An 11349-nucleotide genomic window follows, 5' to 3' on the forward strand; every position below is an offset into this window, starting at 1 on the left:
CGGAATCGGTGAGCCTGGTGGCGCCGCCGACCAGCACCAGCGCAAACAGCACCAGAAGCACCACATAGAGCCAGCCGCGCAGCAGCGCCCGGTTATGCAGGTCGCGGTCGCGGGCGACGTATGGCGCGGCAGCTGATATGGCAGCCATGATCTTGTCCCGGCATGTTGATTTGGCGGATTGGTGGACCATCGCACCCGTGCTGGCAAGGCCATACGGCGCGGCACGCCGTCGCGCCGCGTCTCACCGGTTGCACAGTCTCGCCTCAAGGCCTATGCGAGGCCAATACCCTTGAGCCTGCCAGGCCACTTGTGCGAATTCCGGCATGCTCGATCAGGAGACCAGCCATGCCCCTGCGCCTGAAAAAGCTGATCGGAATGTTTCTGCTGGTGGCGCTGGTCATCGTCTATGCGCTGGTCGCATCGATCTTCGCGGTCGCCCGGCTGTCGGAGTCGGGTCCGTGGGTGCATTTCCTGTTCTTCCTGCTCAGCGGCCTGCTCTGGGTGCTGCCGGCAATAGGCATCATCAAATGGCTGATGCTGGAGCCGAAGACCAAGCGCTAGGCGAAACCGCCAGCGTCAGATGGTGACGACCATCTTGCCGGCATTGGCGAGCGGCGTCGTCACGCCCGACAGCATGGTGCGGATGTGGGCGAGGCTCTGGTAGCGGCCGTTGACGGAAATGCGCGGCAAAGCATGCAGGAAGCCGGCATGCTCGGCGCGCAGCACACCGTGGCGCGTCGTCACTGCGGATGTGTAGCCTGCATCGCGGGCAAAGCCCACTTCGCGGCAGCCTACGGCACTCGCATAGCCATAGGGGTAAGCGAAATGGCGGGGCTCTTCGCCCAGTTCGGCCAGCAACATGGCGCGCACGGCGCCGACCTCGTGCCGGGCATCGGCTTCGGAAAGCCGCTTCAGATTGCTGTGGTTGATCGTATGGGCGCCGATCGTCACCAGCGGATGCGCGGCGATGCGCCGGATTTCATCCCAGCTCATCAATGTGCGCAGGCGTGGGCCGTCGGCGTCGATGCCGTTTGCGCGAGCCAGGTCACGCAACACGGCCTGCAGGTCCTCCTCGCGGATTTCGGAGGTGAGATAGGCGTGCATGCGTGCATTGGCCTGCAGCTTCTTCGCGGGGGTCGAGCAATCGATCGTCAGCGGACCATTCGCCCGCGTCAGCGTCAAGGTATCGCGCGCGTTGACGATGTCCTCGACAACGTCCCACCACAGGTCGGCTGTGCCGTTGATCAGCCCGGGCGCGACATAGATGGTGATCGGCGCGCCGTGCTTCTCCAACACCGGCAGCGCCTCGACCATATTGTCGCGATAGGCATCGTCGGCGGTGATCGTGGCAAACTGACCGCCTTTGCCGCCCGCCTTGATGCGCTCGACGGCTTCGTCCATGGAAACAAAGGCATAGCCATGCGCCTTCATGTCGGCGATCATGGCATCGAGGAAACCGGGCGCGATATTCAGATGCCGGTTGACGCTGTCCGGCTTTTCCGGCGTCGCGGTAACACGGTGCAGCATCAGGATGGCGCCAATGCCGCCGATGAATGGCTTGGCCAGCGGTGCGAGGCCGGTATAGCGGGCGACGTTCAGCGCCAGTTTCCGGATTGCCTCCCCGCCGTCGATCATTCATTCACCTTTTGCGCCTAGGCTGATCCAAGCACGGAATGCGCCTATGCGAACCCCCAAATCGCGATCAATACGCCCTAAGGATTGAGGTATGGTTGACGCAACTGCGTCATTTGACGGCAATCGGCTTGCGGCGACCGAGGCATCGTCGCGCGCCTTGCCACGGGACCATGCCGGCCTGTCGATTTCGGTGGCGTCCACGGACGGACTCGGGGCCTATGCCGAGTTCTGCCGCTCGGCTCTGTTTGGGCCGGCGCAGAGTGCTGCCTGGATCCTGAACTGGGCGGCCGAGACACGACCGGACCTGCTCGTCGCGACGCTGAGTGCCGAGGGCAAACCGGTTTTTTCGCTGGCGCTGGAGGTTGCCTGCAAGGGGCCGTTCCGGATCGCCCGCTTCATGGGTGGGCGCCACGCCAACGGCAACTTCGTCGCCGCGGACCCGAACTGGCTGGCCAAGGCGGATATACCGGCCCTCCGATCGGTGCTGGCGGCCATCGCCAAGGCGCGCCCGGACATCGATCTGGTCGCGCTCGAGCGGTTGCTGCCCGATCTCGACGGCGTCGCCAATCCGCTCGCATCGCTTGAGCATTTTTCCAGCCCCAATCTGTCGCTGGCCGTCGATCTCGCCGGCGGCTTCGATGCGCTGCTTTCCCGCGCCAGCGGCAAACGCAAACGCAAGAAGCACCGGTCGCAGATCCGGAAATTCGAGGCCGTCGGCAGCCATCGGCGCATCGAGGCCCGCACCCCCGGCGAGGTGGACAGGCTGCTCGACGCCTTCTTCGAGATGAAGGAACTCCGCTTCCGCAAGATGGGCATCGCCAATGTTTTTGGCGACGCACAGGTACGCGGCTTCTTCCGCGCCCTGTTCATGCAGGCGCTTGCCGAGGACAAGCCTTCCTTCGTGCTGCACGGACTCGAGGTTGCCGGCAAGCTGCGCGCCATCACCGGTTCAAGCCGCTCGGGCAAACGCCTGATCTGCGAATTCGGAGCGATCGCCGAGGACGATCTCGGGCACGCCAGCCCCGGCGATTTCCTGTTCTTCGACAACATCCAGGAAGCCTCCGAGACCGGTTTCGAGGTCTATGACTTTTCGGTCGGAGATGAGCCTTACAAGCGGCTGTGGTGCGATATCGAAACGCGGCATTTCGAAGTGCTGGTCCCCTTGACCGTGAAGGGCCGCATGCTGGCGCTGACGCTTCGGCAAGGCGCGCGGCTGAAAGCCTTCGTCAAGAACAGCCCGACGATCTGGAAGCTGACCAAGGTGCTGCGCCGCAAAGCCGCCGGTCAGGCAGCACCCACGGAAGAAGACAGCTAACGCCATGAAGCCGATCATCCGCACACTGTCCCTGCAGGAACTGGCGCTTCTCGTCGACTGGGCGGCCGCGGAAGGCTGGAACCCAGGTCTTGAAGACCCGGCGATGCTCCAGGCGGCGGACCCCGCAGGCTTCATCGGCACCTTTGTCGGCGACGACATGGTCGCGGCAATTTCGGCCGTGGCCTATGGAAGCGAATTCGGTTTCATCGGCCTCTACATCTCCCGGCCTGACATGCGCGGCATGGGCTACGGCAAGACGGTGTGGGACGCCGGCATGAAAAGGCTCGCAGGCCGGACCGTCGGCCTCGACGGCGTCGCCGAGCAGCAGGCCAACTATCGGCGCAAAGGCTTTGCGCCGGCCTACGAGACCATCCGCTTCACCGGGCGCAAGGCAGGCCCTGCGGTCAGGGACGATGGGTTGCGGATGATTACAACGCAGCTCCTGCCCGACATCGTCGCCTATGACTCCCATTGTTTTCCGGCGCCGCGATGGGCCTTCCTGCAGGGATGGCTGCAGGAACCGCATCATGGGCTGGCGGCGATCGGTTCGCGCGGCGTCACCGGCTTTGGCGTGGCGCGCCGCTGTCGATCCGGCTTCAAGATCGGCCCGCTGTTTGCCGACGACATGGAAGTCGCTTTGCAACTCCTGGAGGGACTGGCCGGTGCCTGTGAGGGCGGCGAGTTGCATATCGACGTCCCCGCCGACAACACCGGCTTCATAACTGCGCTCGATGCGGCCGGCTTTGCGCCGACATTCACCACCACGCGCATGTACAAAGGTCCTGCCCCGGAACTGGACCTGCAAAGGGTGTTCGGCGTAACGACCCTGGAATTGGGATAGATCGGGCGAACCGCAGAACGGTTCCGCCAAGCGATCCGCGGCTCTCTCAGGCGGCGGCAGTGCGCCGTCCCGGCACCGGATTGCCGGGCGGTTCGTGGCCGAGCGGCGTCACCAGCGTCAGGTCGGGATAGCCGTTCTCGATCAGCTTGACCGCAGCCTGCGTCACCTCGTCGTCGGCCTCCAGCATGGAGAGAAAGACCTCGGTGGCGTCGCCGGTCAGACGGCCGATGCCTTGCGCGTCGGCCGGTCCGCACTCGACCACGACCAGGTCGTAGGCTGTGGTCAGCGACTGCATGATGATCGGCAGCCGGTCGGCGGCACGCATGGCACGAACCGGATCGGCGGTGCCGACCGGAATGACGTGACAGTCCGAGTAGAGATCGGCATGGATGACGTCGCTGAACTGCGCTTCCGAAGCGAGCAGGTTGGTGATGCCCGGGAAAAGGCCGCTGTCCAGCATCGGCCGCGAGGCGGCCCCCGACGCGGTGAGGTCCAGCAACAGCACGCGCAGGCCGGCGTCGGCGACCTCGCGCGCCACCAGAATCGCGGATGCAGCCGCCTCGTCGCCTTCCGGCGAGACGAATATGGCGCGCGCCGCACCGCTGGAGATCAGCTTTTCGGCAGCCTTCTCGATATCGATCTCACCCAGGGTGGAACGCGCCGGTTCGGGCTCGACAGCCGTTTGCTCAGTCGCCGCCGTAGCGGGCATTGCGACCACATCCGGCGCCTCGGCCACGGCCGGCATCGCGGCGGCATAGGGCTCCGCATCGGCTTCATCCGCACGTTCAGGCAGATCCTGGCGAATGACAGGGTCCCGCAGGACGGCAGGCTCGTGGCGGACAAATGGCTCGGAGACCGGCGTCTGCGCCACATGGGGCATCGCCACCTCATCGATCCGTTCGAAACGGGAACCGCTCGCCGGCCGCATCGCGCGGCCTGAAAACAGCTCCCGCAGAAGCGTCACGATGGCCATGATCAGCAGCGATGCGGCGAAAGCCGCGCCGACGATAGGCCCGACCTTCGGGAAATAGGCCTCGGAGGGAACCGAAGCCTTCGAGGCGATCCGGGCGTCGACGGGCAGATAATTGCGGTCCTGGCGCGAAGCGGCTTCGCGGTAGTTGGTCAGGTACAGTTCGAGTTGCTGTCGCTTGGCGGTCGCGTCGCGCTGCAGTGCGTCGAGATCGACCTGCTGCTCGCCGGCCTGCGCCGAAGCGGCTTTCAACGTGTTGACGTCGGCGACGAGCTGGTTCTCGCGGGCCTTTGCCGTCTCGGCCTGCATCAACAGGCCTTTCATGATCTTCTGGGCCTCGCTGCGGATCTGTGCGTCGAGATCGGACAGTTGCGATTTCAGCGCGCGAATGCGCGGATGATTGCCAAGCAGTGTCGTCGACAGATCGGCGATGTTGGAGCGCAATTCAACCTGTCGCTCACGCAAGCGCTGGATCAGGTCCGATGACAGAACCTCCGGCACGGCATCCAGCGAACCGCCGTTCTGCAGCGCCCTGCGCACACCGTCGGCGGTCGCTTCGGCCGCGGCGCGGTTGGCGCGCACTTTCGACAGTTCGCTCGACAGTTCCGAAAGCTGCTGGGTGGCCAGCACCGAATTGTTGCCACCCATCAGAAGATCGGACTGGGCGCGATAGGCGGCGACCTTCGCCTCGGCATCCTTGACCTGCCGCTGCAGGTCGGCAATCTCCGGCGCCAGGAAGTCTGCCGCGGCGTTGTTCGATTCCAGCTTGGCCGCCCCCTGCCCCGCTATATAGGCGGCGGCGATGGCGTCCGGTACGGCGGCCGCGAGCTTGGGATCTTCCGATGAGAACTCGATGGCAATGATGCGGGTCTTCTCGACGCCGTAGACGTTGAGCTTCTCGTGCATTTTCTTGAGCACGCGCTCTTCCGTCGGAATTTCCATCGGGTCGCTTTTCAGCCCGACCAGGACCAGAGCGCGGCTCACCGCCGACATGTCGAGCGCTTCATTGAACTCGGGCAGTTTTTCCAGACCAAGCTTTTGCGAGACCTGCTTGAGGATTTCGTTGGAGGAAATGATCTGGACCTGGGTGGCGACGCCCTGCTCGTCGAGAATAGGCTTGTCGGTGTCGTTGTTGTTGCTGGCCGGCCGCGTGTAGATGGATTCGCGCGGCGCGATCTCCACCTGCGTCTCGGCCTTGTAGTGCCGGGTTGCCAGCGAGGCGAAAGCGAACGCCAGCCCGGTCGCCAACAGGACGACGAGGACTATACGCAGCCAATTCCTCGCCAGGCTGGCGAAGAGCTGCCTGAGATCGACATCGACATCTGCGGCCGCGGACTGAACGGACATGCATCCCTACTCCGATACTGGGTCAGCACGCACCGTAAACAACTATGGTAACTCAGCGGTTAAGCTCGCGGTAAGTTTCCGTTAGGGTTTACTGGCGGGTGACAAACAAAACCGCCAAAAATCATAAAAAACTCTTGCCGAGGCCCGTGTGTCGGCCGCTCCCTTTACCGGCCATTAACCCTAACAGGATGATAACGGACCTCGATCCCTGATGCTTGCTGCGACGCCGCAGCGGCCAGTCGAAGGTACTTGTCCGGTCATGAAAAGCACTGCTTCCCTGTTTCGCGCGCTGCTTGCCGTATCGATGCTGGCGGGCTGTTCCAGCTACCGGCCGACGCCGGCCGCCTTCCACGAGGTGCTCGATCAGCCCTATCGTCTTGGCGCCGGCGACCGCGTCCGCGTCACCGTGTTCGAGCAGGACGGGCTGACCAACACCTACAGCGTCGATCAATCCGGCTATCTCTCCTTCCCGCTTGTCGGCGCCATACCGGCGCGCGGCCACACCGCGCAGCAGATGGAAAAGGAGATCGCCGACAAATTGCGGCAAGGCTATCTGCGCGATCCCGACGTTTCGGTTGAGATCGACCGCTACCGGCCGATCTTCGTCATGGGCGAAGTGGGCGCCGCCGGCCAATATTCCTATGTTCCCGGCCTGACGGTGCAGAAGGCGATCGCCATTGCCGGCGGCTTCACGCCGCGCGCCAACCAGGAAAGCGTCGACATCACCCGCGACATCAACGGCAAGGTGATGACCGGCCGCGTGGTCACCTCCGACCCGCTGCTGCCGGGTGATACGGTCTACGTCCGCGAACGTCTGTTCTGACAGACACCACGTGGCGGACAGGCTCAGGATCGTCCATTGCTTTCGCTCACCAGTCGGAGGAATTTTCCGGCATGTGCGCGATCTGACCGAGGCGCAGGTCGCCGCCGGGCATTCCGTCGGCATCGTCTGCGATTCGACGACAGGGGGAGCGTTCGAGGAACATCTGTTCGAGCAAATGAAGGACATGCTGGCGCTCGGCATTCATCGCACGCCGATGCAGCGCCACGTCGGTCCCGGCGACCTCGCCTCGGCCTGGCGCACATACAGGATCATCAAGGAATTGCGGCCGGACGTACTGCATGGGCACGGCGCCAAGGGTGGCGCCTATGCCCGTCTGTTCGGCTCATTGTTGCGGGTATCAAGGTCTCGCGTAGCCCGCCTTTATTCGCCGCATGGCGGCTCGCTGCACTATGACGAGAACACGGTCATCGGAAAGCTGTTCTTCGCGCTCGAACGCTTCATGGCTCGCTTCACCGACTATCTGCTGTTTGTCTCGGACTATGAGCGGCGGACCTATCGCCACAAGGTCGGCGAGCCGCCCATTCCCAACGCCCTCGTCTATAACGGCCTGCGCGCCACTGAATTCGAGCCGGTGATCACCACGCCGGACGCAGCCGACCTGCTTTATATCGGCATGATGCGCGACCTGAAGGGACCGGACATCTTCATCGACGCATTGGCGCTTGCCGGCCCACGGTTCGGCCGCGCGCTGACCGCGGTGATGGTCGGCGACGGCGACGACCTTCCGCGTTACCACGGGCAAGTGAAACGCCTCGGGCTCGAGCGCCATGTTCGCTTCCTGCCGCCGATGCCAGCCAGGGAGGCCTTTGCCCTTGCCGCGCTTATCATCGTTCCCTCGCGCGCCGAAGCCATGCCCTATATCGTCCTGGAAACGCTTGCCGCGGGAAAGCCGATGATCGCAACAGCGGTCGGCGGCATTCCGGAGATATTCGACACCGGTTCCCCTGCCCTGATCCGACCTGACCCAATCGAGCTCGCCGACAGGATGAGCCAGGCGCTGGCCGACCCGGCCGCCTATCGCGACCTGATGCCCGATAGCGCCAACCTCAAGGCACGCTTCGGCGCCGATGTGATGGCCGCCGACATCGAGAAGGCCTATTTCGCCGCGCTCGACAGGTAGGCACAGGATCAGCCGTTCCAAAGCCATACGTTGTTTCAAGGGTTTCTTAGCTCTCTTTTGCTATGACCGTGGGGAAGCTTGCGGAAAGCCCTCATGAACGAGATCGACCCCGCGCGCCGCTTTTCAGCAGAGGCGGTGCGTAAATTCGACGGCCCGGCCGATGGCGACACGCCAAGCGGCATGAACGATGTCGCCCGCCAGGTCGCCTCGCAGTACAGGCGCGATACGATGTCGCCGATCATGGTCAGCGGTGTCCTGCGCATGGTCGAATTCGGCTTGCTGTTCCTGTCCGGGCTTGCCGTCTATTTCCACTATGTCGGGTTCTTCAACTATCTCGCCTGGCAATATCCGGTGACGATGGCAGCGGGCTCGTTCCTTGCCGTGGTGCTGCTCGACGTCACCGACTGCTATCAGATCGTCGCCCTGATGCGGCCCATCGCCAATTTCGGCCGCGTGCTGCTCGTCTGGGCCGGCACTTTCGCCCTGATGGCGCTGACGGCGTTCGTCATGAAGATGTCGGAAGACTATTCGCGCCTTTTGTTCGGCAGTTGGTTCGTCGTCGGCTTCGTTCTCATCTTCGGCCTCAGGCTGGTGATGTCGAGGCTGATCCGGGCCTGGGCGCGCGATGGCCGCATGGAGCGGCGCGCCGTCATCGTCGGCGGCGGCAAGGCGGCGGAAATCCTGATCCGCTCGGTCGAAAAGCAGCCCTACAACGATATCCGCATCTGCGGCATCTTCGACGATCGCGGCGACAAGCGCTCACCGCCCATCGTCGCCGGCTACCCCAAGCTCGGCACCATTTCGGAACTGATCGAGTTCGCCCGCATCGCGCGTATCGACATGCTGATCGTATCGCTGCCGCTGACCGCCGAATCGCGCGTTCTGCAGCTGCTGAAGAAGCTGTGGGTGCTGCCGGTCGACATCCGGCTTTCGGCGCATTCCAACGCGCTGCAGTTTCGCCCGCGCGCCTATTCCTACATCGGCGCGGTGCCGATGCTCGACATCTTCGACAAGCCGATCAACGACTGGGATTCTGTCGCCAAACGCGCCTTCGACATCGTCTTCAGCCTGATCGGCATCGTGGTGTTCTCGCCGGTGATGCTGGCGACCGCCATCGCCATCAAGCTCGACAGCAAGGGTCCGGTGCTGTTCCATCAGAAGCGGCACGGTTTCAACAACGAGATCATCGAGGTCTACAAGTTCCGTTCGATGTATACGGACAAGGCCGACCCAACCGCCAAGCAGACGGTGACCAAGAACGATCCGCGCGTCACCCGCGTCGGCCGCTTCATCCGCAAGACCTCGATCGACGAGCTGCCGCAGTTCTTCAACTCGCTTCTGGGTTCGCTGTCGCTGGTCGGCCCGCGTCCGCACGCCATCGCCGCGCAGTCGCATAACCTGCTCTACAACGAGGTCGTCGACGGCTATTTCGCCCGCCACAAGGTCAAGCCCGGCGTCACCGGCTGGGCGCAGATCAATGGCTGGCGCGGCGAGATGGACACCAACGAGAAGATCCGCATGCGCACGGAGTACGATCTCTACTACATCGAGAACTGGTCGCTGCTGTTCGATTTGCGGATCCTGTTCCTGACGCCGATCCGGCTGCTCAACACGGAAAACGCCTATTGAGCGCGATCGCCCATGACGTGCCGCGCGCGGCGGTCAACGCCAAGCTGATCGCGCTGATTTCCTCGGGCGCGGTCTTCCTCGGCATTCTGCTGTCCGGCTTCGTCATCAGCGAGCCGGCGCCCTATGAGCTCTACATGGCCGGGCTGATCGCCATCTGGGCGCTTTTCGGCCTGAGGATTTCCCGCGCGGCCACGCCGCTGCTGGTGCTGCTGGTGACGATGAACATCGGCGGCATGATCTCCATGACGCAGATGGCGGACCTCGCCAACACGCCGCTCTATCTCGCCGTCTCGCTGTTTCTCGCCTTCAGCGCGGTGTTCTTCGCATCGATCACCGCCGTACAGCCGGGCCTCTACCGGCTGATCTTCATTGCCTATGTGGTTTCGGCCGTAGCCACCTCGCTGCTTGGCATTGCAGGCTATTTCCATGCCTTTCCAGGCGCCGAGATGTTCACCAAATACGATCGTGCCGCCGGCGCCTTCCAGGATCCGAACGTGTTCGGCCCGTTCCTGGTGCTGCCCGGCATCTATCTGCTCTATCTGCTTTTGACCGGACCGGTGACACGCATGCCGCTGCTGGCGGTGCCGCTGCTGATCATCACCGCCGGCATCTTCTTCTCCTTCTCCCGCGGCGCCTGGGGCATGTTCGCCGTCTCGGCCGTCCTGCTCACCGGCTGCCTGTTCCTGCAAAGCGCCAGTGGCAAGTTCCGGCTGCGTGTGGTGGTGATGACGATGGCCGCGCTGGCATTGCTGGTCGTCGCCATGATCGTCATCCTGCAGCTGCCCGGCGTATCGGAGATGTTCTCCAACCGTGCCCATCTCGAACAGAGCTACGACACCGCCCGCCTCGGCCGCTTCGCCCGCTACGGCATCGGCTTCCAGATGGCGATGGAGCATCCGTTCGGCATCGGCCCGCTGGTCTTCGGCACGATCTTCGGCGAAGACACCCACGATATCTGGCTGAAGATGCTGATGGATTATGGCTGGCTCGGCTTCGTGTCGTTCCTGGCGCTCGTTCTATGGACGATAGCCGCCGGCTTCCGCATCCTGCTGCGCGATCGGCCGTGGCAGCCCTATCTCCTGTGCGCCTATGTCGCCTTCATCGGCAATATCGGGCTCGGCACCTTCATCGACATCGACCACTGGCGCCATGTCTACCTGTTGCTCGGCCTGATCTGGGGCGCCATCGCGCTGGAATACCGCCATCAACTGCTGTTGCGGCCGGCCTTGCAGGGCTCGCCGGCACCGGCAATCGCAACGGGATAAAAGTCGCGGAATTCGGTTGACCCGCACGGGGTTATCACGATACATCGCGACCGGTCCGGAGTGTAGCGCAGCCCGGTAGCGCACTTGACTGGGGGTCAAGGGGTCGTCGGTTCGAATCCGGCCACTCCGACCAATTTAGAACAAGGACTTGCCCCCGAAGTCCGCCCCTCCAGATGCCCCGGTCAGCCCGGCCAAATCTTGGATCAGGGGCAACCATGTGCTCTGCCGCTTGAACTTCGGCTTGGCGCTACCCTTGGCACACATCAACCCAACCAGCCCCAATCAGCTCGACCATGCGCTGCGGCGCAATCCGCACCGCCGCATTGGTGGCGCCCGCAGCTGGCACCACTTCGTCGAACTCACGCAACGACACGTCGCAATAG

The 11349-nt window shown here is 63.5% G+C and carries 9 protein-coding genes, 1 tRNA gene and 2 pseudogenes; 8 read left to right on the forward strand and 4 right to left on the reverse strand.

Features of this window, described 5'->3' with window-relative positions:
- Positions 1-148: pseudogene (locus EOC06_RS42765) on the reverse strand (heme A synthase); the annotation flags it as partial.
- Positions 149-345: 197 nt separating this feature from the next.
- On the opposite strand from EOC06_RS42765, the gene EOC06_RS17795 reads away from it, so the two are divergent.
- On the forward strand, positions 346-561 hold the full coding sequence (locus EOC06_RS17795; protein ID WP_128308384.1) for a DUF2842 domain-containing protein: 216 nt from the start codon (positions 346-348) through the stop codon (positions 559-561).
- A 15-nt stretch (positions 562-576) separates the two neighbouring features.
- On the opposite strand, the gene EOC06_RS17800 is transcribed toward EOC06_RS17795, so the two are convergent.
- Positions 577-1635, reverse strand: a complete 1059-nt coding sequence (locus tag EOC06_RS17800; RefSeq protein WP_128308385.1) for a polysaccharide deacetylase family protein — start codon at positions 1633-1635, stop codon at positions 577-579.
- Positions 1636-1726: 91 nt separating this feature from the next.
- Between EOC06_RS17800 and EOC06_RS17805 the strand changes: the two genes are divergently transcribed.
- Together EOC06_RS17805 and EOC06_RS17810 are read left to right on the forward strand one after the other, a co-directional pair.
- Entirely contained in the window at positions 1727-2950 is a 1224-nt protein-coding gene (locus EOC06_RS17805) for a GNAT family N-acetyltransferase (protein WP_128308386.1), read from the forward strand.
- Between the two features lie 4 nt (positions 2951-2954).
- Positions 2955-3791: a GNAT family N-acetyltransferase gene (locus EOC06_RS17810; protein WP_128308387.1), complete on the forward strand. Its 837-nt coding sequence runs from the start codon at positions 2955-2957 to the stop codon at positions 3789-3791.
- A 46-nt stretch (positions 3792-3837) separates the two neighbouring features.
- Here the strand turns inward: EOC06_RS17810 and EOC06_RS17815 are convergent, their stop codons facing one another.
- Positions 3838-6108: an exopolysaccharide transport family protein gene (locus EOC06_RS17815; RefSeq protein ID WP_128308388.1), complete on the reverse strand. Its 2271-nt coding sequence runs from the start codon at positions 6106-6108 to the stop codon at positions 3838-3840.
- A 259-nt stretch (positions 6109-6367) separates the two neighbouring features.
- Between EOC06_RS17815 and EOC06_RS17820 the strand changes: the two genes are divergently transcribed.
- From EOC06_RS17820 to EOC06_RS17840, 5 genes are all read left to right on the forward strand, one after another.
- Entirely contained in the window at positions 6368-6931 is a 564-nt protein-coding gene (locus EOC06_RS17820; RefSeq protein WP_013532220.1) for a polysaccharide biosynthesis/export family protein, read from the forward strand.
- 10 nt (positions 6932-6941) lie between these two features.
- Positions 6942-8072, forward strand: coding sequence for a glycosyltransferase family 4 protein (locus EOC06_RS17825; protein WP_128308389.1), 1131 nt, complete (start codon positions 6942-6944; stop codon positions 8070-8072).
- Between the two features lie 93 nt (positions 8073-8165).
- Positions 8166-9701 carry an undecaprenyl-phosphate glucose phosphotransferase gene (locus EOC06_RS17830; protein ID WP_128308390.1) on the forward strand — a complete coding sequence of 512 codons (1536 nt, stop codon included), beginning with the start codon at positions 8166-8168 and terminating at the stop codon, positions 9699-9701.
- Entirely contained in the window at positions 9698-10966 is a 1269-nt protein-coding gene (locus tag EOC06_RS17835) for an O-antigen ligase (RefSeq protein WP_128308391.1), read from the forward strand. Before EOC06_RS17830 ends, EOC06_RS17835 begins: the two co-directional genes overlap by 4 nt.
- 56 nt (positions 10967-11022) lie before the next feature.
- Positions 11023-11099: transfer RNA gene (locus tag EOC06_RS17840), tRNA-Pro, on the forward strand.
- Between the two features lie 114 nt (positions 11100-11213).
- On the opposite strand, the pseudogene EOC06_RS42770 reads toward EOC06_RS17840, so the two are convergent.
- Positions 11214-11349, reverse strand: a pseudogene (locus EOC06_RS42770) (YbaK/EbsC family protein); the annotation flags it as partial.

It is taken from the genome of Mesorhizobium sp. M7A.F.Ca.MR.362.00.0.0 (assembly GCF_004023175.1).
Classification (GTDB): domain Bacteria; phylum Pseudomonadota; class Alphaproteobacteria; order Rhizobiales; family Rhizobiaceae; genus Mesorhizobium.